We start from the raw sequence: 21,447 nt of genomic DNA, 5'->3' as shown, positions 1-21,447 counted from the left end.
ACGGGCCGGCCCCGGCCGGGCGGGCGAAGGCGGCCGGAGTGCTGAGAAAGGCCACGGAGACCGGCCCGGCGGGTGACCTGACCTCACCCGCCGGAACCGGCACCACTAACAATGTCCGCAACACCGCCTCCAAAGCAAGCCGGAACGGCAGGAAACCGGGCGGCGGCGGCGCCGATCCCGCCCGCAGGCCGTTGCCGAGCCGCCTCCGGCGGGACTGGCCGCTGCTGCTGATGACATTGCCGGCGGCCGGACTGCTGCTGGTCTTCCACTACGTGCCGCTGCTCGGCAACGTCATCGCCTTCCAGGACTACTCGCCCTACGTCGGCTTCAAGGACAGCCCGTTCGTCGGGTTCAGCAACTTCCAGTGGCTGCTGGCCGACCAGAGCTTCTGGGACGCGACGCTGAACACGCTGAGCATCACCGCGTTCCAGCTCGTCTTCTACTTCCCCGTGCCCATCGCGCTGGCCATCCTGCTCGACAGCGTCGTGCGGCCCCGCCTGCGGCTGCTCATCCAGGGCATCGTCTACATGCCGCACTTCTTCTCCTGGGTGCTGGTCGTGACGCTGTTCCAGCAGATGTTCGGCGGGGCCGGGCTGATCTCGCAGATCCTGCGCGACCACGGGCACAAGGGCGTCGAACTGATGACCAATCCCGACACCTTCCTGCTGCTGGTCACCGCGGAGACCGTCTGGAAGGACGCGGGCTGGGGAACGATCATCTTCCTGGCCGCGCTCGCCGCCATCGACCAGAACCTGTACGAGGCGGCGGCGGTGGACGGCGCGAGCCGCTGGAAGCGGATGTGGCACATCACGCTGCCCGGCCTGCGCCCGGTGATCATCCTGCTGCTGATCCTGCGCCTCGGCGAGGCGCTCAACGTGGGGTTCGAGCAGTTCTTCCTCCAGCGTGACGCGGTCGGCAGGGAGGCGGCCGAGGTCTTGGACACCTTCGTGTACTGGCGCACGCTGACCACCGGCGAGTGGAGCTACGGAGCGGCGGCGGGCCTGGTCAAGGGCCTGGTCGGGCTGCTGCTCATCCTGGTGGCCAACAAGGTGGCCCACCGTTTCGGCGAGCAGGGGATCTACAAACGATCATGACGACCACGACTTCGCGCCCGGCCTGGGACGAGGCGCCGCGCCTCGCCGGACGGCTGGCCAAGAACCTGACGCTCACGCTGATCGCGGCCTGCGTCGTCTTCCCGGTCTACATGGTGGTGCTGACCAGCCTGTCCACCCAGGAGACCGTCACCCGGGCCGGCGGGCTGGTGTGGGTCCCCGGCGAGCTGTCGTTCGCCGCCTACGGCGAGCTGTTCTCCGGCGGGGTGGTCACCCGCGCCGTCGTGGTCAGCCTGGCCGTCACCGCCGTCGGCACGGCGATCAGCCTGTCGGTGACCGTGCTGGCGGCCTACGGGCTGTCGCGGCCCGGCTCGCTGTTCCACCGCCCGCTGCTGTTCATGATCCTGCTGACGTTCCTGTTCGGACCGGGGATGATCCCGAATTATCTGCTGGTCAGTTCGCTCGGGCTGATCGACAGCTACTGGTCGCTGATCCTGCCCGGGGCCGTGAGCGCGTTCAACCTGGTCGTGATGCGCGCGTTCTTCATGAACATCCCCGGCGAGATGACCGACAGCGCGCGCGTGGACGGGGCCGGCGAGTTCCGCATCCTGTGGCGCATCGTGCTGCCCGTCTCCAAGGGCGTCATCGCGGTCATCGGCCTGTTCTACGCGGTCGGCTACTGGAACTCCTTCTTCAACGCCGTGCTGTACCTTAACGACGCGAGCAAGTGGCCGCTGCAGGTCGTCCTGCGGCAGTACGTCCTGCAGGGGCAGTCGCTGATCGTCGGCCAGACCAGCGACACCATCGCCGGCCATCCCCTGCCGCCGAGCCTGGCCATCCAGATGTCGATCGTCACGGTCGCGCTGATTCCGGTGCTGTTCGTCTACCCGTTCGTGCAACGCCATTTCACCAAGGGAGTCATCATCGGCGCGGTCAAGGGGTGATGATGTGCGGATGCGAGCGAGAAGAAGACCTCTGACGGCCGTCGCCGCCTGCGGGTTGCTGGGCGCCCTGTCGCTGCCGGCCTGCGCGGCCGTGGCCGACGGCGGCCACGGCCGCCCGGAGCCGCATGTGATCGGCGGTTACCGCCACCTGGTCGTCATCTACGAGGAGAACCACAGCTTCGACAACCTGTACGGCGACTGGGGCCCGGTCGGCGGGCAGCGCGTGGACGGCCTCGGCCGGGACGCCGTCCGGGTCAGGCAGGTCGCCCAGGACGGCACTCCCTACCGCTGCCTGGCCCAGAACGACGTCAACCTCGCCACCCCTCCCCTGGAGGGCACCTGCCAGGACGCCGCGCACGGCGTGGCGGCCAGCCACTTCGCGAACCGGCCGTTCACCATCGACGACTACATCGGGCCCGAGGACAGGACCTGCCCTGCGCCGGGCGTGTCGGCCCCCAACGGCGTGCCGGAGGACGCCGACGGCGCCGAGCCCGGAGGCTGCACGCGCGACCTGGTGCACCGCTTCTACCAGGAGCAGTACCAGATCGACCACGGCCGGCAGGACCGCTACGTGACCGGCAGCGACGCCATCGGCCTCACCATGGGCGTCTACGACACCCGTGAGCTGCCCATCTGGAAGTACCTGCACTCGGCCGGCGCGCCCAAGTACGTGATCGCCGACCGTTTCTTCCAGGGCGCCTTCGGCGGCTCGTTCCTCAACCACCAGTGGCTGATCGCCGGCCGCGCGCCCGTCGACACCAGCGCGGGCCCGGGCGGGCCGAACGAGGGGCTGCACTCGGTGCTCGACGCCGCGGGGTTCCCCAACGCCGGCTACCCGCTGTACAAGCCGGCGACGGCGGTCAAGGACGCCCAGCTCACACAGGCGTGCGGGCCCACGGCCAACCCGGCGTTCGCCTGCGGCGAATACGCGGTCAACACCATCCAGCCGGCGAGCGCGCCGCACGGCGGCGGGGCGCGGCTTCCGCTCATCGACGACGCCGAGTACCCCAACATCGGCGACCGGCTCAGCGGCAAGGGCGTCAGCTGGGCCTGGTACTCCGGCGGCTGGGACGACGCGGAGGCCGGGCACCCGGGCCCGCTGTTCCAGTACCACCACCAGCCGTTCAACTACTTCGCGGCGTACGCGCCCGGGCAGCCCGGCCGCGCGCACCTGAAGGACGAGACGGCGTTCGTCGAGGCGGCCGAGGAGGGGACGCTCCCGGCGGTCAGCTTCGTCAAGCCGTACGGCGCGGAGAACGAGCACCCGGGCTACGCCAGCGAGCCGAACGGCAGCGACCACCTGGTGGACCTGCTCAAGACCGTCCAGAGCGGGCCGCAGGCCAAGGACACCCTGGTGGTCGTCACCTACGACGAGTTCGGCGGCCAGTGGGACCACGTCGCGCCGCCCGGCAGGGACGGCCGCACCCGCGGCGCCTCCGACCGGTTCGGGCCCGGCACCCGCATCCCCGCCCTGATCGTCGGCGGGTCGCTGCGGCACTCGGGCGTGGACCACACGGTGTACGACACCACTTCCATCATCGCCACGATCGAGCGAGGGCTGAAGCTGGCCCCGGTCGGCGTCCGTGACACCAAGGTCAACGACCTGACGGGCGCCCTGCGCGCCGCCGGCTCGCTGTGACCTCGGCGCCGGCCCTCTGGTGACACAGGGGGCCGGGCCACGGGCCGGTGGTCAACGGGAGACGGCCCCGACGTGGTCGACCAGCTCGGAGATGCCCTTCTCGCGGGCGCAGTGGGCGCAGCAGTACCAGTGGCCGCTGGCCTCGACACCGTGGCCGATGATGCGGCACCCGCAGTGCTCGCACACGGGCGCCATGCCCTGGATGGCGCACTCGAAGCAGTCATAGGTGTGCACGCCGCCCTTGGCATGCACTTCGAAGCTCATCTCATAATCATTACCGCATACTTCGCATCTAGCCATGATCTTCCTTTCGAGTCGACTTTATCCCGAAGTACCCAGAAAGAACGCCCAACCCGCTAAGCCGGTCGATTCCGTACACACCTTTGATGCACTCCGGAAAGCCCGGCACCGGCCCGGACGGCGTGCCACATCGGGCCTCGCCGCCCGCCCGCTCCCCGTCGCAGCCAGGCGCTCCCGCCCGACACCTAAGCGTGAGAAGCTCGTCAAAGTCCGGCAAAAGTGATGAGCACTCCCCCGCCATCGCTTTTCATCCGCATAATTGACGATCTACCGACGGACTTTCCCTAAGGAGAATCCCGACATGCCGGAGGCTTCGCCCCTCCTCACGGATGATCCACCCGATTTAGGCGGCTACCAGGTCCTCGGCCGGCTCGGCGAGGGGAGCAAGAGCACGGTCTACCTGGCGAAGGGGCCGGATGACGAGCACGTCGCGCTCAAGCTGCTGCACGCCGGCCTGACCGGCGCCGACCGGTTCCTCGCGAAGGTCGAGGAACTGCGGCAGGTGTCGGCCTTCTGCACGGCCCAGGTCATCGAGACCGGCCTGGCGGGCGAGCGGCCGTACGTGGTCAGCGAGTACATCGACGGGCCCACCCTCAGGCGGGCCGTCGAGCAGGACGGCCCGCTGCGCGGCCCGGCGCTGCACCGGCTGGCCATCGGCACCATGACCGCGCTCGTCGCCATCCACCAGGCCGGCATCGCCCATCGCGAGTTCGACCCCAGCAGCGTCCTGCTCGGCCCGGACGGCCCCCGGGTGATCGACTTCGGCATCGCCGAGGCCCTGGACGCCGGGGTCTCCAGCACGACGCGCTCGGTCGGCAGCCCGGCCTACCTCACCCCCGAACAGCTGGAGGGCTCGGCCGTCGGCGCCGCGTCCGACATGTTCGCCTGGGCCGCCACCATGCTCTTCGCCGCCTCCGGGCGCGACCCGTTCGACGCCGGCAGCATGTCCGCCACGATCAACAAGGTCCTGCGGGACGAGCCCGACCTCAGCGTCCTGGACGGCGACCTGCTCAGCCTGGTGGGCCAGTGCCTGTCCAAGGATCCCGTCCGCCGCCCCACCTCCGGCGAGGCCCTCCTCCGCCTGGTCGGCCACTCGCAGATCCTCGCCACGGCGGAATCGATCGCCGCGGCGCCCGGCGCGCCCTCCCCGCACGCGGCGGACGCGACGCCGGCGTGGCCCCCGGGCGACCTGCGTTCGGCGCCGCCCCCCGACCCGGCGTCCCGCGTGACGCTCCCTCCTCCAGGAAGGGGTGCTCGCCGGCGCCGCACCCTGCTGCTCGCCGCGGGCGCCGTCGCCATCGCCCTCATCTCGGGCGGCGCGGTCTACGCGCTGGTTCCCCGCACGACCGTCACCACCGTCGCGCGCGCCACCCCGACGCCCGTGCCGGCGCCGTCCGCCTCGGTCATCCAGGCCTCGCCCAGCCCGCCGGGCCCGCCGACCAAGGACGTGACCCTCCCGGACACCAAGATCGAGCTGCACGAGAACCCGGCGGACCCGTTCCAGGTCAACGCCTACCTTCTCCAGAACATCGACGACAAAGTGCTGAGGAGCTACGCCCGCGACGCCGGCACCGACACCTTTCGCAAGATCGCCGAGAACGGCGAGTTCGGCGATCCGACCATCTCGCCGGACGGCGCCTGGATCGCGATCAACCCGATGCTGAAGTTCGCGGCCGGGAACTACGACAACGTCGTCTTCCTCAACCGCAGGACCGGCGAGAGATTCGTCGTCGACACCCTCAAGCAGCCGCTGCGCGGGCTGGCCGGCGTGTGGAGCAGGGACGGCAAGCGCTACCTGCTGACCTTCTACCACTTCACCGACAAGAAGGAGCAGCAGTACCCCGGTGGCTTCGTCGTGGTGGACGTGACCACCCGCAAGGCCACCGTCGTGATGACCGACGACCAACGGGACGGGTTCGGCAACTTCGACTGGAGCCCGGACGGCGCGTACGTCGTCGGCGCCTACGAGACCAAGGGCAAGCCGAGGTTCGGACTGCGCTTCCGCGACCTGAACGGCGACGTCGTGCGCACCCTGCCGTGGGTGAGCCAGATCCCCGGGGCGGGGCTCTTCTCCCCCTCCGGAGCCTCCTTCTACAGCTACTGCCCGGAGTCGGAGTCGACCGAGGGCACGAGCATCTGCGTGTGGAACCTGGCCTCCGGCAACCGCACGGCCACCATCCCGGCCTGGACGAAGATGTCCATCCAGGGCTGGTGGGACGAGCACCACCTGGTCCTGTACGACCAGCGCAAGGCAGACAGGAAGCTCGTCGTCATCGACTTCCACGGCAAGACCACCCGCACGCTGGCCGACATACCGAAAAAGGACGCCGAGGCGGTCCAGCTCCGCCTCGGCCGGAAGTAGCGGACATGAGCTCCACGGTCCCCCTGCGCCCCGGCGATCCGGTCCGCGTCGGCGACTACGAGGTCACCGGCCGCATCGGCGAGGGCGGCCAGGGCTCGGTGTTCCTCGCCAGAACCCCCGCCGGCGAGTCCGTGGCGATCAAGGTGCTGCGGCCCGGCCCGGCGGGGCAGGACACCGCGGGGCCGGGTTCACCGGACCGGTTCCTGCGCGAGACCGAGATCCTGCGCCGGGTGGCCCCGTTCTGCACGGCCCAGGTCGTGGAGAGCGGCACCGCCGACGGCCGCCCGTACATCGTCAGCGAGTACATCGAGGGCCCCACCCTCCAGCAGGTCGTCGACGCCGAGGGCCCGCTGCGCACCACCCGCCTTCACCGGCTGGCCGTCGGCACCCTGACCGCGCTCTCCGCGATCCACCGGGCCGGGGTGGTGCACCGCGACTTCAAGCCGAGCAACGTGCTGCTGGGCCGCGACGGTCCGCGGGTGATCGACTTCGGCATCGCCCGCGTGCTGGACACCTCGGCGACCGGCTCCGGCGCGATCGGCACGCCGCCGTACATGGCCCCCGAGCAACTGGAAGGCGGGCTCGTCGAGCCGCCCGCGGACCTGTTCGCGTGGGGCTCGACGATGGTGTTCGCGGCCACCGGGCGTCCCCCGTTCGGGATGGACTCGCTGCCGGCGGTCGTGAACCGCATCCTGCACCGCGAACCCGACCTCGGCGACCTCCGGGGCGACCTGGGCGACCTGATCGCCGACTGCCTGTCCAAGGACCCGGCCCGCCGCCCGGCCGCCCGTGACGCGCTGCTGCGGCTGCTCGGCGCCCAGGAACGGCCCGCCGGGACCGACCTGCTCTCCGCCGGCTCCGCCGTCGCCGCCGGCGCGACGCCGCCCCCGTCCCCTCCCGGCGAGACCTCCGCCCCATCCCCTCCCGTCGAGACGCCGGCCCCGGTCTCTCCCGGCGAGATCGTCACCGTGCCGGGCGCGGCCTCCGCCGGGCGCCGGGGGGTCGTCCGGCTCGCGGCGGGCGCGGTGGCGCTGGCGCTGCTGTCGGGGGGCGTCGTGTACCTGCTCGGCCGGACCGGCGACGCGGAAGGAGGCGGCCCGGCGAGCCCGTCCGCCGGCTCGGTCAAAGCCGTCGCGGAGGTCACCGCCGCACCGGGCCCGGCCACCTCGACCACGCGGCTGCCCGGTCTGAAGACCACGCTGCACGAGAACCCCGCCGACCCGGTCCGGATGTCCTCCTTCATGTACGTCGGGGGTCAGTCGACGCAGAGCTACGAACGCGATCCCGTCTCGGGCCGCTTCACGGCCACCGGCCCTCTGCTCGAACCCGCGATGTCGCCCGACGGCAGGTGGACGGCCATGCTGCCCTGGCTGAAGGACCAGACACCGCAGCCGTACGACTTCGTCCGGCTGGTGGAGCGGGCGAGCGGGCGGGAGTTCGTCGTCCGGCTGACCGACAAGCGGCTGCAGAACTACAACCCCCAGTGGTCCTCCGACAGCCGCAGGCTGCTGCTGACCACCTACGACAATTCGTCCGGGGTCAGGAAGCCGGTCGGGTTCGCCGTCGTGGACGTCGCCACGACCGCGGTGACACCGGCCACTCTCGACGCGGAGGGCGCGGACGGGGCGCCGGTCATGTGGGCCCAGGGCGAGAGGACCGTCGCACTGCGCTACGGGCGGGGCCCGAGCGCAGGCCTGCGCTTCTACGACCTGCGCGGCAAAACCGTCCGCACCATCCCGGACGTGGGCGAGGCCTACGCCACGGAGAACGCCATCTCCCCCGCCGGCAAGTCATTCGTCACCACCTGCCCCGACGTCTACGGCAGCATGTGCGTCTGGGACACCGCCACGGGCCGCCGCCGCTCCTCGTTCTCCGTGGGGAAGTCGTTCCTCACCATCGGGTGGTTCAACGACGCCTACGTGATGTACCAGGACACCTCGAAGAACCCCCAGCAGATCATCGTCGCCGACCTGAAGGGCAGGACCGCCCGCGTGCTCGCCGACATCCCGGCCTCCGAGGACAACGGCAAACCCGGCACCTCCGTCCACCGCTTCACCAGACGCTAGCCGGGCGGGCACCACACCGGGCCGTGCGCCGGAGTTCCCGGCATCTCACCACTCAGGAGCCCCCGAACACACGCGCCGGGGGCTCGGTCACTTCATGTGTCGTCAGACAGCGAACCGGCCCGCCTTGACGCCTTGGAGGAACGCCGCCCACTGGTCGTCCGCACACACGACAACGGGCCCGCGCACGTTCTTGGAGTCCCGCACAAGGACCGCCCCGGGGAGATTCGTCGCCACCTCGACGCACTCGCCGCCGTCCCCACCCGACCAGCTCGACTTACGCCAGCGCGCACCGCTCAGGTCCATTTCTCCGTCACCACTTCCTTGATGATCTTGCAGGACAGGTGTTGCGGGTAGGCGTCCGCCCGGACGGCGTCATAGCGGTCGATGATTTCGGTGATTGTGCTTCTGTCGGTTATCGTGCGCCCTCGCGGTTGGGACTCCACTCGAACCGTATACGCGTTACCGCGCATTTCGGCAATGGCGTACGCGCCGATCAGGCCCGACAGGGCCTCCGCGCCGTAGGGGACGATCTGAATGGTCACCTTGGGCCTGGTCGCCATCTCCAGCAGGTGTTCGAGTTGTTCACGCATCACCTCAGCGCCGCCGACGGGACGATGCAGAACGCCCTCGTCGATCAGACACATGACAGCCGGCGGATCGGTGCGCGAGAAGACCGACCTTCTCTGCATGCGGCCGGCGAGCCGCTCGTCCATCTGCTCACGGGTCAGACCGGGCTCCCGCTCGAAGATTCGGCGGGCGAACGCCTCGGTCTGCAGCATGCCCGGGATCAGAAGCGGGGCCCAGAAGCGGAGTGCGGTGGCCCTCTGCTCCTCTATCGCCCAGTCGCGGAAGTGGGCGGGGACGGGAGGCGGGGGCGGCCAGACCTCCAGGTAGAGGCGGCCCAGATCACCCTCCAGGCCGAAGACCTGGTCGCACAGCCGGGCGAAGTGCTCCGAGGGCCGGAACTTGCACGTCTCGACCATGGCGACGGCGCTGGTGGAGAAGCCGATGCGCCGTGCCAGCTGCTTCTGGGTGAGCCGCGCCGCCAGCCGGTGGCGGCGCAGCTCGAAGGCGAACCGCGCCCGAGGCGACTCCTCGGGATCGATGTCGATCATCTTGGTCATGAGGTCCCCTCGCGACACCTGGCCAGACCTGACTCACCGACCTCAGAGCAACCCTGAAGCCGTTGCGTAGTCGATTCGCTACCAACAGTAAAGGCAGCGCTCCAAGCTTGGGGCGAGAAATAGCGACTCCGTGGACGCATACGGAAAGTCACCGATATCGCGATGCGTCATCCCACGTAGGGGCGGACCGAGCAAGCGCGCAGGCGTCGGCGATCACCGTTGCCCACAGTTTCCGTGAACTGCTCTCCATGAGCCCGTGGGTCCGCTACCTTCCGTGCCGTGATGCTTACTACGCATAGTGACCGGGTGGACGCGTACCGCTCAGGTACACTCCAAGCGACGCCCTCACACTCGGAGGTGCACGATGGCGAAGATAACGATCGACGTGGACGACGCGACGCTTGCCGCCGCCATGGAGATGTATCAGGCGTCAAGCCGGGAAGAAGCGATCAACGCCATCCTCTTGGAGACGACATCAGCCTGGCGCCGACGGGCGGACATCTTCGAGGACTTCGTGGATCTCGCGGAATCAGGTGCGCTCGACCTGGACTGGTTGATGGACAAGAGGAACTACCGAGGCGGTCATGCCCCGGTATCTGATCGATACGAGCGCACTCGCCCGACTGACGCGACAGAAGGAACTACGAGCGAACTGGCAGCAGGCGCTGATAAGGGGCACGATCGGCCTGTGCCCCATCACCGAACTGGAACTGCTGCATAGTGCCAGATCCCCCATCGAACGAACATCGGTGCTCAACAGGCTGCACAATGAATACTGCTGGGTCCCTATGCCGGACCGCGTCTTCCAACGAGCGGTCGAGATCCAGGAACTGCTGACGAAGCAGGGCCAGCATCGGTGTGCCAGCCCTGTTGATCTGCTGGTGGCGGCGACCGGGGAGCTCAATGGTCTGACCATCCTGCACTACGACCGTGACTACGAGACCATCGCCAAGGTCACCGGACAACCAGTGGAATGGCTGGCCCCTCCTGGATCCTTGAACTGACCTTGGGAGCGGCGGGGTCAGGGGTGGCGGCGGACCGCTACTAGGGCTACGTCGTCGGTGCGGGGGCCGAATCTGCGGGTGAGGCGGTCGCAGAAGTCGTTGAGGTCGTCGCCGATCGTCTCGGAGATGCCCCTGACGATCTCCAGGCCGTCGTCGAGCGGCATGGTGCGTTCCTCCACGAGCCCGTCGGTGAACAGCACGATGCTGTGCCCGGGGGCCAGGTGGAGCTTGTCGACGCGGTAGACCTCGTCGGTCACCCCGAGCAGGAGGTTGCCGAACCCGTGGTAGTGGGCGGCCTCGCCGACCAGGAGCGGCGGAATGTGCCCGGCGTTGGCCAGTTCGACCTCGCCGGTGGCGGGGTCGATGATGAGGATGCACACGGTGGCCGTCATGCCGGGGTGGTAGCGGCGCAGAACCTTGTTGAGCAGAGCCATGATCTCGCTCAGGTCGGTCGTGCCGATGATCGCGGCGTGCAGCGCGTGGCGGAGCTCGGCCATCACCGTCGCCGCGTACAGGGAGTGACCGACCACATCACCGATCGCGACCAGCAGCCGCTCCCCCACCGGCAGGATCTCGTAGAAGTCACCGCCGACCTGGACGTTCTCGACGGCCGGCTCGTAGCGCACGGCGAAGGCGATGCCCGGGACGTCGGGCAGGCGGGCCGGCAGCAGGCTGCGTTGCAGGGTGAGCGCGATGGTGTGCTCTTCGGTGTAGACGCGCAGGGCGTCGACGGCCAGAGCCAATGCCTGTCCGAGCTGCCGGAGCAGGTTGACCTCGTCGGGATCGAGGGGTGAGTGGGTACGGGTGCCCAGGTAGACCGAGGGTCTGCCCTGCTTGCTGCGGCACAGCATGCCGGACGCCGGAGCGGCCGGACCGGCGCCGGGCACGCCCGGCGGCCAGTCGGCGGGGTCGAGGACCACGGCCCGAACGCCCGCCTGGTCACCTGGTGCGATGCGCTCGAATCTCTCCAGCATGTCCGCGGGACCGTCATTGGCCACCGCCGTACCCCCCGCCCGGCCGTCGTACCACCGGACTCTGCCGTCCGGCGGGAGGGCCAGCACCTCCGCGTGGCGTTCCAGCATCTCACCGGCGCCCACGACGGCCACCTGCAGCAGGTGGTCGAAGGTCTCGGCCTCGTTGATCTTCCGGGTCACCTCGGCGAGGAGCGCCAGGCGGACGGCCATCTGCTCGGCCCGCTGCCGCGCCCGCGAGTAGCGCAGCGTCGCCTCGACCGTGGCCGTGAACTCCTGGGGTTCGACCGGTTCTGACAGGTAGACGTCGGCGCCGCGCTCCAGTCCCTCGGTGCGGTCGGCCGGCGTCACGGCCTTGCCCGATATCTGGATGACGGGGATGGAGGCGGTGGCCGGGTCGGCCTTGATCCGCTCGCAGACCTCGAAGCCGTCGATGTCGGGCAGCCGCACGTCCAGCACGACCAGCTCGGGCCGCAGCTCGGCGACCTTCGTGAGGGCCTCCTGCCCGCCCGCCGCCTCGTGCACCCGGTGGCCGGCCCGGCGCAGCCAGCTCGCGAGGATGTATCGCTTGGTCTGGGTGTCGTCGACGACCAGTACCGTGGCGGGCGCCTCATTCATGGTCGCCACCGATGGCGGCGTGAATGGCGGCGAGCAGTTTGTCCCTGCGCAGTCCCTGCTTGGACAGCACGGGGTGGGACGCGGAGGGCCGCGGGGGGTCGTTCGTCACGGTCACCACGGCCACACCACGGAGCAGGTCGTCGTCGGCCATGTGCTGCAGCAGGGCGGTGCCGTCCAGGCGGGGCATCAGCAGGTCGAGCAGGACCACGTCGGGCGGGTTAACCCGCATCAGCGCCAGGGCCTCGGCGCCGTCGCGTGCCTCATCGACGTGCGCGGCCACTCCACTCAGCAGGCGCCTGGCCAGGGCGCGGAAATCCGCGTCGTCGTCGGCGATGAGCATCCGCCGCACCTCGGGCGGCTGCATCCGGTGCGGCAGCCGCAATGTCGCCGTGGTGCCCTCTCCTGGCCGGCTGCTCAGCTCCAGCGTGCCGCCGAGCGCCTCCGCCACCCTGCGCGCGTACGGCAGCCCGAGGCCGGTGCCTCTGACGGTGACCTGGATGGGACCGGGGACCTGGAAGAACTCCTCGAACACCTTCTCAAGATGACCGGCGGCGATGCCGATGCCGGTGTCGGCGACGGTGAAGACGACTTCATCGGTCGAGGTGTCGAGGTGCGCCAGCAGCTTCACGGTACCGCGCTCGGTGAACTTCAGCGCGTTCGACACCAGGTTGCGCAGCACCCTGGTCAGCAGTACCTCGTCGACGAGCATCTCGTGGACGGAGTCGGCCACCTCGACACTCAGTGTCACCTCGTGGGTCTCTTCGGAGGGGCGCAGCGTCATGGCGAGCTGTTCGGCGAGGGCGACCACGTCGATGACCGACGGTCGCGGCTCCAGCCGCCCGGCCTCGGCCTTGGCCATGTCCAGCAGTTCGTCCACCAGCTCGAGAAGCGTCTTGGCCGAGGACTCGATCAGGCGCACCTGGTGCGGCTGCTCCCCGGTGAGCGGGTCGCCGCCCGGTCCGGCCATCAGCCGGACCAGGCCGATAATGGAGTTCAACGGCGTGCGCAGCTCGTGGCTGACGTTCGTCCAGAAGCGCTTTCTGGCCTCACCGGACTGGCGCAGCCGGCGCGACTTGTCGTCCAGTTCCGCATACAGCGCCACCACGCCGCGGTTGGTCTGGTCCAGTTCCGCCGACAGCTGGCTGTACAGCGCCATGACCCCCTGGTTGGTCTCCTGCAACTCCTCGTTGAGCCGCATGACCTCCTCCAGGGTGGCGGCCAGTTCCCGGTTGTGCTCGCGGAGCTCCTCCAGAGCGCCCGCCGGGGCGAGATGGGTGAGCCGGGCGCGCACGTCGTCCAGGTCGAGCGCGTGGATGCTGACCGGAAGCACCTTGGTCATGCGGATCCGGCCGCCGGCGGGGTCGAGGGTGACGTCGTCGAACAGGCGCCCGGCCAGTTTGACGCCTTCTGAGGCGCCGATGTCCGCGCCCAGGCGGTGGTCCACGGTGATGAGCAGTTCGCGCTCGCTCACGGAGAACAGCACGGTGGTCGCGGCGCCGACGTCGAAGGCCTCCCGGCCGACCTCGCTCAGCGCGGTGGCCACCCTGATCTGGTCCTGTCCTTTCAGCCCCACCATCTCGGCGACCTCGCGCCCGAGCCGGCGGAGGGCGAACACGTCCTGCTGGTCGCCCAGCCGGATCCGGATCAGCTCGTGGTCGGTCATGAGGCGGCCTTCACCGTCACCACGCACGCGTCGTCCCTGCGGCTGCCGGCCTCGCGGAGCAGGGTTGCGCTGATGACCGAGGGCGACCGGGCGAAAAGGCCCGGCATGGTCGCCGGGTTCCAGCGGCTGGTCAGCCCGTCGGAGTGCAACACCACCGAGGCGCCGGCGGGCAGCGGGTACTCGAACTGCCGTGGCCGCCTGCCGTGGTGGCCGGCGATGCCGGGAAGCGACACCATCCCCTGGCGTTGCGGGCCGTGGACGATCCAGCCGGCCACGTTGCCCAGCCCGGCGAAGGACACCTCGTCCCGGCCTACCCTGGCGATCGCGATCGCACCGCCCCGGGTGTGGCCCAAGCCCCGGTGCACGCGTTCCAAAATCTCGGCGGGCGCAAGGTCCGGCATCTGCCGGAAGACGCGCATCGCCTCACGGGACGCCTCGGCGGCCAGGTAGCCGTGGCCGAGCCCGTCGCACAGGACCACGGTGGTCCCCGTGCCGGTCTCGACGGCGGCGAAGGAGTCGCCGCACACCGTTTCCTCCCCGATCGGCCGGGTCAGGCCGCTGGACCGCAACGGTGGCGGAGATGCGCCGTCCGCCCAGAAGTGCATCGTCAGCACGGTACCTTTGCCCGGCACGGAGTACACGTCGTGTCGCGAGGCGAGGCGGGACATGGCCCCGAGCCCGATGCCGAGCGTGCCCACCGTGGAGTGGCCGTCGCGCAGCACCTGGGCGAAGTCGCTGATGCCGGGCCCCTTGTCGATGGCCACGAACTCGATCGCGGCCGCCGACTCCGGGTGCGCGCGGAGCAGGACGGTGCCCTCTGTCGCGTGCTTGACCAGGTTGGAGACCGCCTCGCTGACCGCGATCGCCATCTCCTCCGTGCGCACAGAGGAGAACCCGGCCGTCGCGGCGAGTGTGGTGGCCGTCTTCCGCAGGGCGCCGACGACGCTGCGGTCTTCGGCCCGGGTCCAGGTGTCTCCCGCGACGATGCTCATCTCGCCCACTTCGTCACCGTCACCACGGTGCCCACGCCGGGCGTGGAGGTGAGGTCGAACTCGTCCATCAGACGGCGCGACCCGGTGAGCCCGAGCCCCATGCCGCGGCCGGTGCTCCATCCTTCGGTCAGCGCGAGGTCGAGGTCGGGGATGCCGGGCCCCTCGTCGCGGAAGGACAGGCGCAGGCCCTGCCGTGCGCCTTTGCTGACGATCTCGATGCGCGCCCAGCCGCCGCCGGCGTACACCAGCGCGTTGCGAGCGAGCTCACTCGCCGCGGTCACCACCTTGGTCTGGTCGACCAGGGACAGCCCAACATCGATAGCGGCGTTCCTGACATGCTGCCGCACCAGCACCACGTCGCTGTTACCGGTGATGGGCAACTCCCGCGGTTCGGTCACCGTGCGGGGTCCCAGACATGGTCCAAGAGCGCGATGCCCTTCTCCAGGTTGAGCGCAGTGCGCACCCCTCCCAGCGACAGGCCGAGTTCCACCAGCGTGATCGCCACCGCGGGGCGCATGCCGACCACGACCGTCTGCGCGTCCAGCATGCGCGCCACCCCGGCGATGGTCGCCAGCACGCGCCCGATGAAGGAGTCGACGATGTCCACGGCGGTGATGTCGATGATCACCCCGTGCGCGCCCGTGCTGACCACCATGTCGGACAGATCCTCCTGCAGGGCCAGCACGCTCTGGTCCTCCAGGTCGATCTGGATGGTGACGATAAGAATGTCCCCAAGCTTGAGGATGGGGATGCGCTCCATCAGGACCTCTCCGCCCTGACCGAGATGCGCGCCGAACGGGCCGCGGTGACCTCGACCCCGCTGCGCCTCAGCGCGTGGGCCAGGGCGTCGGCCAGCGTCGCCTTGGTGACGATGTCTCCGAACTCGATGCCGAGCGTGACGATGGTGTTCGCGATCTGCGGGCTGATGCCGGAGATCGAGCACTCGGCGCCCATCAGGCGGGCCGCGGCCACGGTCTTGAGCAGGTGCTGGGCGACCTGCGTGTCGACCGCGGGGACGCCGGTGATGTCGATCACCGCGTGCTCCGAGCCGGTGTCCACCAGCATCTGGAGCAGCTTCTCCATTACCACCTGGGTGCGCGCGGAGTCGAGCGTGCCGATCAGCGGCACCCCGATGATGCCGTCCCACAGCTTCACCACCGGGGTCGACAGCTCCAGCAGTTGCTCCGCCTGATCGCGGATGATCTTCTCCCGGGCCGCGGAGTAGATCTCGAACGTGTACAGCCCGAGGTCGTCGACGAGTCTGGCGAACCAGATGTACGCGCCCAACGTCTCGATGTCGCCGGTGGCCTCCACCACCTCGTACACCGCCTCCTTCAGCGAGAAGACCGCGCGCGAGGTCTCTGAGGGGGTGAGGCCCTGCCGTGCGCGGGCGCGGGAGAATTCGGCGAGCAGTCCGCGCACGTCACTGAAGTCCCCCTGGGGATCGGACAACGCCGCGCGCAACGCCGCATAGAGCTCGCGCAGCTCGTCCTCTGGTGTCTCCGCCATCTGCCGCCAGCGCTGGAGCACCTGAGCCTCGGAGGTGCCGAGGAGACCTTCGATGCGCTGCTGGGCCGCGGAATTCGAGGTGGTCAAAAAGACTCCTGTTGTGTCGCCCCAAGGGATACTCGTCGGTCAGCCTATTGGCCGCGTCCTTCGCCACATAAGTGCGCATCCCGTCACGGCACGGCGCAAAGAAAACAGCGAATCATCGACTCTAACCCAGGCCTGATCGTGCTGTGGCACCGGACAACGGCACGGCGCCTCGCCATGACGGGCGAGGCGCCGTGCCTTCCTGCGGATCGTGTGCGGACTACTTGGTCAGGGTGAGGTCCTTGACGCGGAGGTCGCCGGTGAAGACGAGGTAGAGGTCGTGACGGCCGCCCGCCTTGGCGAGGGGCGTACGGGCGGTGGTGTAGGTGTACAGGCCGCCGGTGGCCGGCACCTGGAGGGTGCCGAGCGTCCTGCCGGTGGGCCCGTCGAGGCGCACCTCGATCTTCCCGGGGGCGGTGGCGGCCACGCCGGCGGTCAGGCCGGTGGCGCCGGTGCGCAGGTCGGCGTCCTTGAAGGCGATCCAGTCGCCGGTGGCCGTCCTGCCGACCGCGTCGCCCGCCGCCGTGGTCTCGTCGACCAGCTCGACGCCCGCGTAGTCGTCGAAGTCGGCTGCGCGGGTCGTCCTGAACAGGTCGCGGGGCGGGATCTTCTCCCCCGCGACGTCGAGCGTCGTGCGTTGGTGGACGGCGGCGGAGGAGCCGCCGACCATGACGTCGTGCCGGGCCTTCTCGACCGTCCACCTGCCGCGGGTGACGTCCCACAGGGCCAGGTCGGCGGCCTTGAACGACAGGGTGACCGTCTTGGTCTGCCCGGGCGCGAGGTGGACGCGCTGGAAGGCGCGCAGTTGCTTGACCGGCTGGGTCACCCGCGAGGTCGCCTGGTGGGTGTAGAGCTGCACCACCTCGTCCCCGGCCCGGCCGCCGGTGTTGGTGACCTTGACCGTCGCGGTGACCGTGCCGTCCGGCCGCGCCGTGCCGCTGTTGAGCTTCAGCCCCTGGTAGGCGAAGGTCGTGTAGCTGAGCCCGTGCCCGAAGGCGTACAGCGGGGAGCCCTTGTAGTACAGGTAGGTGTGGCCGGTCTTGGTGATGTCGTAGTCGAGGATGCTCGGCAGGCCGGCCTCCGACTTGTACCAGGTCTGGGTGAGCCGCCCGGCGGGGTTGACGTCACCGAAGATCACATCGGCCAGCGCGTGGCCGGTCTCGGCGCCGGCGTGGGTGGTCCACAGCAGCGAGCCGACCTGGTCCTGCACCTTGGGCATGGTCGTCGGGTAGCTGTCCTCAAGGACGACGACGGTGTTGGGGTTGGCCTTGGTGACGGCCGCGATGAGGTCCTGCTGGCTGTCGCCGAGCGCCAGCCCGGTGCGGTCGTGGTTCTCCCGCCCGGCGACGAACGGGTCGCTGCCGACCACGACGACGGCGGCGTCGGCGGCCTTGGCCTGCGCGGCCGCGGTGGCGGCGCCGCTGGTGAGGACCTCCTTGGCGAAGCGGGCGGCGTCGGCCTTGGCGCCCATCTTCAGCGTGCCGTCGGCGTCGATGGTCACGTACGGATCCGCGGGCGACCACCAGCTCTCGTTGATCTCGTAGCCCACGTACTTGACGAGGTAGGCGCCGTCGGCCTGCTTCTCCAGCTTGAACTGCTGCTGGACGAACCAGCCGCCGGGGGTGTCGGAGTTGGCGAGGAAGGTGCCCCAGTTGCCGGTGAGCAGCTTGCCGTTGCCGGCGTTGCGCAGGGTGGTCACGCCGTCGGTCCAGTCGGTCATGTCGAACTGCGAGGCGGCCGTCGGCGTCGTGTCGGACACGGTGACCGCGGCCGAGTCTCCGGTCACGGTGATGTACTTGCCGGTCCTGACGTCCTTGAGGGCGACCCGGTCCAGGGCCTCGGAGCCGGTCACGGTGGCGCCGGCGCCGAGCCGCTCCTTGATGCCGTCCAGCGGGGTGACCTGGTAGGGCATCTTGCCGCCGTACCAGTCGCTGAGCAGGGTGTCGTGCAGCGGGCCGATGACGGCGACCTTCTTGGCGCGGGCCGGGTCGAGCGGCAGGGTCCTGCGGGAGTTCTTCAGCAGCACCATGGCCTTGCCGGCGGTCTCGCGGTTGAGCCGCTGGTTGGCCGGGCTGTTGACCACGTCCTTGGTGATGGAGCCGTAGGGGCCGCCGCCGGGGTCGAACTGGCCGAGCCGGAAGCGGATGGACAGGGCGTGCCGCACGGCGCGGTCGATGTCGGACTCGGCCAGCAGGCCCTTGGCGAGCGCGTCCTTGATCAACCCGGTCATCACGGCCGGTTTGTTGTCGTCCACGGTGAAGCTGTCGATGCCCGCCTTGAGGGCGGCCGCGAACGCCTCGGTCTCGTTGTCGAAGTAGTGCTCGGGGTCGGTGAGCGCGTGCGGCGCCCAGGCGTCGCTCACGTTGTACAGGGTCTTGTCCGTCCAGCTCCGCACCAGGCCGCCGAGGTCGGGGTTGACGGTGTTGGGCCGTCCGTTGACCAGGTTGTAGGACCCCATCACGCCGGTGGCCGCGTCGGCGGAGATCGCCGGCTTGAACGCCGCCTCGTCGTATTCGTGCTTCACCCTCGGCGGGAGGTTGGAGGAGGTGAGGCTGCGCTGGTACTCGTTGTTGTTGGCCAGATAGTGCTTCAGCACCGGGGCGGTCTTGAGGTGGAGCGGGTCGTCGCCGGACAGCCCCTTGCCGTAGGCGACCGAGATCGCGCCGGTCAGCAGCGGGTCCTCGGAGTAGCCCTCCTCGTTGCGGCCCCAGCGCGGGTCGCGCAGCAGGTTGACCACCGGCGCCCACACCTGGGTGCCCCAGGCGACCGGGTCGGCCGAGTTGTAGCCGCGCACCTCGTCGCCGACGGCCGAGCCGACCCTCTTGATCAGCTCGGGGTCCCAGGTGCTGGCCAGGCCGACGGCCTGCGGGAAGACCGTGCCGCTCGCGAAGGTCTGGCTCCAGCCGTTGGCGTCGTCGTTGGACCAGGCCACGCCGTGCAGGGCCTCGGTGCCGTTCTTGTGGTACCGCACGCCGAGGCGCGGGATCGCGGCCTGCGACTGGTGCAGCAGCGAGATCTTCTCGTCCAGCGTGAGACGGCCGAGCAGGTCGTCGACGCGCTGGTTCAGCGGCAGGGACGGGTCACGGAAGGGCGGGTCCTCGGCCGCCGCGGCGGGGGCCGCCAGCAGCGTGGTGAGCAGGCCGAGGACGGCCGCGAACAATAACGGTCGCCGGGGGGACATGGGGCGCCTCCAGGTCAGGTGGTGTGCGCGTTCGACAGGGGATTCAGCGGGTCATTTGACGGCGCCCACCGTGACGCCGCGCGTGAGCGTGCGCTGGAAGATCAGGAAGAAGGCGACGGCCGGGACGATGCCCAGCAGGGCCGAGGCGCTGCTCATGGTGGCGTCCATCATCTTCTCGCCCTGGAGCACGCCGAGCGCGACGGGCACGGTCTGGTTGTCGTTGGAGATCAGGAAGATCAGCGGAAGGAAGAACTCGTTCCAGGTCCAGATGAAGAAGAAGATCATCAGAACCGAGAGCGTGGGGCGGCTGATCGGCACGACGATGCGCCACAGGATGCGCCACCGGCTCGCGCCGTCCATGGCCGCCGCCTCGATGATCTCCTTGGGGAAGTCGCCGAGCACCGCCGACAGCAGGTAGGTGCCGAAGGCGCCCTGGACGACGGTGAAGATGATGATCACCGCGAGCCGGCTGTCGTACAGGCCGGCGGCCTTGGACAGGTAGTACAGCGGATAGGCCAGGGCCTCCTGCGGGAGGGTGTTGGCCACCAGGAACAGCACGAGGATCCACAGCCGGCCCCGCACCCGGCCGATGCCCAGGGCGTAGGCGTTGAGCACCGACAACACCACGGCGAGCACCGCGACCGACGCGCTGATCACCAGGCTGTTGAGCAGCTTGCGCCCGAAGTCGACCCGGTTCCAGAACTCGATGATGCCGTCGAGGTAGAGACCGTGCGGCAGGCTGAGCGGCCCGCCGGAGGAGTACTCGGCCGGGCTCTTGACGGCGTTCAGCGTGACGATGGCGAACGGCAGGAGCATCACCACGGCGAGCACGGCCAGCGCGGCGAGCACCGCCCACCTGCCGGGCCCGGCCCCGGGGGCCCGGCCGCGCACGTGGCCCGCCCGTCCCGCGCGCGTGGCGCGGGGCACCGGGAGCGTGGTCATGACGAGCGCTCCTGGACGCGCAGGAACAGGAAGGTGACGACCACGATGATGATCGCCAGGACGGTGGCGATGGCCGAGCCGTAGCCGACGTTCGCCTTCTCGAAGAAGTTCTGGTAGCTGAAGTACGACGGCACCATCGTCGCCTTGCCCGGACCGCCCCGGGTGAGCACGAAGATCGGCCCGAAGACCTTGAGCGCGGCGATGGTGCAGGTCAGCAGCACCACGAAGGTCTCGGGCCTGATCTGCGGCACGGTGATGTGCCAGAACCTGCGCCACCAGGACGCGCCGTCGATCTCCGCCGCCTCGTACAGCGCGGGGTCGACGCGCTGGAGCCCGGCCATGAAGATGACGACCGGGTAGCCGAGCTGGAACCACACCATGACGGCCATGACGGTGGCCAGGGCCACGTCGGGGTCGCCCAGCCAGTTCTCGGCCAGGGCGCCGAGCCCGACCGCCTTGAGCACCTGGTTGAGCGCGCCGTAGGACGGGTGGAGCATCCAGCCCCACACGACGCCGGCGACCGCCACCGGCAGCACCTGGGGCAGGTAGTACGCCGCCCGCAGCGCGCTCGCCGTGCGGGGTCCGAAGCGCTTGCCGATGTAGTCGAACAGCGCGGCGGCCAGGATCAGGCCGGCGAAGGTGGGCAGGACCGCCATGGCGAGGATCAGCGCGACGTTGTGCTGGAAGGAGGCCCAGAAGGTCTCGTCCCGCAGCAGCCGCCGGTAGTTGTCGAGCCCGGTCCAGGTGGGCGTGCCGACGCCGCTCCAGCGGGTGAAGCTGGTGGCGACGTTCATCAGGAACGGCACGATGATGACCGCGAGGAAGAGAACCGCGCTGGGTACCAGGTAGACCCAGTACCCGGCGCTCCCGCGCGACCGCCGGACGGGCTCGGGCGTCCGGGCCCTCGCGGGCCGGGCCGCCGGAGCTTGTACTGCCATCTATTGCTCGGCCCCGGCCCCGCCGCCTGGTGGCGGCGGGGCGTGCCGTCCCTCCCCT

Annotated in this window: 18 protein-coding genes; 6 read left to right on the top strand and 12 right to left on the bottom strand. The window is 69.7% G+C overall.

All coding sequences use genetic code 11. The annotated features are described in order from the left end of the window. Positions 1 to 38 precede the first annotated feature (38 nt). From ABZU32_RS05695 to ABZU32_RS05685, 3 genes are read left to right on the top strand one after another with little or no spacing between them, the layout of a single operon-like run. Positions 39 to 1,094, top strand: coding sequence for an ABC transporter permease subunit (locus ABZU32_RS05695; RefSeq protein ID WP_354917612.1), 1,056 nt, complete (start codon positions 39 to 41; stop codon positions 1,092 to 1,094). After that, positions 1,091 to 1,996: a carbohydrate ABC transporter permease gene (locus ABZU32_RS05690; protein ID WP_354849937.1), complete on the top strand. Its 906-nt coding sequence runs from the start codon at positions 1,091 to 1,093 to the stop codon at positions 1,994 to 1,996. Before ABZU32_RS05695 ends, ABZU32_RS05690 begins: the two co-directional genes overlap by 4 nt. A 10-nt stretch (positions 1,997 to 2,006) precedes the next feature. Then, a complete protein-coding gene (locus tag ABZU32_RS05685; protein WP_354917609.1) occupies positions 2,007 to 3,635 on the top strand; it encodes an alkaline phosphatase family protein in 1,629 nt (542 codons plus the stop codon). A 51-nt stretch (positions 3,636 to 3,686) separates the two neighbouring features. On the opposite strand, the gene ABZU32_RS05680 is transcribed toward ABZU32_RS05685, so the two are convergent. Beyond that, positions 3,687 to 3,935, bottom strand: a complete 249-nt coding sequence (locus ABZU32_RS05680) for a hypothetical protein (RefSeq protein WP_354849931.1) — start codon at positions 3,933 to 3,935, stop codon at positions 3,687 to 3,689. Positions 3,936 to 4,236: 301 nt separating this feature from the next. Here ABZU32_RS05680 and ABZU32_RS05675 point away from each other — a divergent pair, with 301 nt between their 5' ends. Both ABZU32_RS05675 and ABZU32_RS05670 read left to right on the top strand, forming a co-directional pair. After that, positions 4,237 to 6,297 carry a protein kinase gene (locus ABZU32_RS05675; protein WP_354917606.1) on the top strand — a complete coding sequence of 687 codons (2,061 nt, stop codon included), beginning with the start codon at positions 4,237 to 4,239 and terminating at the stop codon, positions 6,295 to 6,297. 5 nt (positions 6,298 to 6,302) lie between these two features. Continuing rightward, positions 6,303 to 8,363, top strand: coding sequence for a protein kinase (locus tag ABZU32_RS05670; RefSeq protein ID WP_354917603.1), 2,061 nt, complete (start codon positions 6,303 to 6,305; stop codon positions 8,361 to 8,363). Positions 8,364 to 8,465: 102 nt separating this feature from the next. On the opposite strand, the gene ABZU32_RS05665 is transcribed toward ABZU32_RS05670, so the two are convergent. Then, positions 8,466 to 8,666: a DUF397 domain-containing protein gene (locus ABZU32_RS05665; RefSeq protein WP_354917600.1), complete on the bottom strand. Its 201-nt coding sequence runs from the start codon at positions 8,664 to 8,666 to the stop codon at positions 8,466 to 8,468. Beyond that, entirely contained in the window at positions 8,657 to 9,487 is an 831-nt protein-coding gene (locus ABZU32_RS05660) for a helix-turn-helix transcriptional regulator (RefSeq protein ID WP_354917597.1), read from the bottom strand. The genes ABZU32_RS05665 and ABZU32_RS05660 overlap by 10 nt, the downstream gene beginning before the upstream one ends. 584 nt (positions 9,488 to 10,071) lie before the next feature. Between ABZU32_RS05660 and ABZU32_RS05655 the strand changes: the two genes are divergently transcribed. Further along, on the top strand, positions 10,072 to 10,491 hold the full coding sequence (locus ABZU32_RS05655) for a PIN domain nuclease (RefSeq protein WP_354917594.1): 420 nt from the start codon (positions 10,072 to 10,074) through the stop codon (positions 10,489 to 10,491). Between the two features lie 17 nt (positions 10,492 to 10,508). Here ABZU32_RS05655 and ABZU32_RS05650 read toward each other — a convergent pair whose 3' ends face one another. The 9 genes from ABZU32_RS05650 to ABZU32_RS05610 all read right to left on the bottom strand — a co-directional run bounded on the left by ABZU32_RS05650 (position 10,509) and on the right by ABZU32_RS05610 (position 21,389). Further along, positions 10,509 to 12,080: a fused response regulator/phosphatase gene (locus ABZU32_RS05650; protein WP_354917591.1), complete on the bottom strand. Its 1,572-nt coding sequence runs from the start codon at positions 12,078 to 12,080 to the stop codon at positions 10,509 to 10,511. Then, positions 12,073 to 13,743, bottom strand: a complete 1,671-nt coding sequence (locus ABZU32_RS05645) for an ATP-binding protein (protein WP_354917588.1) — start codon at positions 13,741 to 13,743, stop codon at positions 12,073 to 12,075. Before ABZU32_RS05645 ends, ABZU32_RS05650 begins: the two co-directional genes overlap by 8 nt. Next, complete coding sequence (locus tag ABZU32_RS05640) at positions 13,740 to 14,735, bottom strand: ATP-binding protein (protein ID WP_354917585.1); 996 nt, start codon at positions 14,733 to 14,735, stop codon at positions 13,740 to 13,742. The genes ABZU32_RS05645 and ABZU32_RS05640 overlap by 4 nt, the downstream gene beginning before the upstream one ends. Further along, positions 14,732 to 15,133 carry an anti-sigma regulatory factor gene (locus ABZU32_RS05635; RefSeq protein ID WP_354849904.1) on the bottom strand — a complete coding sequence of 134 codons (402 nt, stop codon included), beginning with the start codon at positions 15,131 to 15,133 and terminating at the stop codon, positions 14,732 to 14,734. Before ABZU32_RS05635 ends, ABZU32_RS05640 begins: the two co-directional genes overlap by 4 nt. After that, a complete protein-coding gene (locus ABZU32_RS05630; RefSeq protein WP_354849901.1) occupies positions 15,130 to 15,495 on the bottom strand; it encodes an STAS domain-containing protein in 366 nt (121 codons plus the stop codon). Before ABZU32_RS05630 ends, ABZU32_RS05635 begins: the two co-directional genes overlap by 4 nt. Beyond that, positions 15,495 to 16,331 carry an STAS domain-containing protein gene (locus tag ABZU32_RS05625; protein WP_354917582.1) on the bottom strand — a complete coding sequence of 279 codons (837 nt, stop codon included), beginning with the start codon at positions 16,329 to 16,331 and terminating at the stop codon, positions 15,495 to 15,497. Before ABZU32_RS05625 ends, ABZU32_RS05630 begins: the two co-directional genes overlap by 1 nt. A 217-nt stretch (positions 16,332 to 16,548) precedes the next feature. Beyond that, positions 16,549 to 19,509 carry a glycoside hydrolase family 3 C-terminal domain-containing protein gene (locus ABZU32_RS05620; RefSeq protein WP_354917578.1) on the bottom strand — a complete coding sequence of 987 codons (2,961 nt, stop codon included), beginning with the start codon at positions 19,507 to 19,509 and terminating at the stop codon, positions 16,549 to 16,551. 51 nt (positions 19,510 to 19,560) lie between these two features. Next, positions 19,561 to 20,451: a carbohydrate ABC transporter permease gene (locus tag ABZU32_RS05615; protein WP_354849892.1), complete on the bottom strand. Its 891-nt coding sequence runs from the start codon at positions 20,449 to 20,451 to the stop codon at positions 19,561 to 19,563. Continuing rightward, positions 20,448 to 21,389: a sugar ABC transporter permease gene (locus tag ABZU32_RS05610; RefSeq protein ID WP_354849889.1), complete on the bottom strand. Its 942-nt coding sequence runs from the start codon at positions 21,387 to 21,389 to the stop codon at positions 20,448 to 20,450. Before ABZU32_RS05610 ends, ABZU32_RS05615 begins: the two co-directional genes overlap by 4 nt. Positions 21,390 to 21,447 lie beyond the last annotated feature (58 nt).

The sequence above is a fragment of the Sphaerisporangium sp. NPDC005288 genome, assembly GCF_040607475.1.
GTDB classification, from domain to species: domain Bacteria; phylum Actinomycetota; class Actinomycetes; order Streptosporangiales; family Streptosporangiaceae; genus Sphaerisporangium; species Sphaerisporangium rhizosphaerae.
The sequence above is the reverse complement of the archived record's forward strand: the minus strand, read 5'-3'. Positions and strand labels throughout refer to the sequence as shown.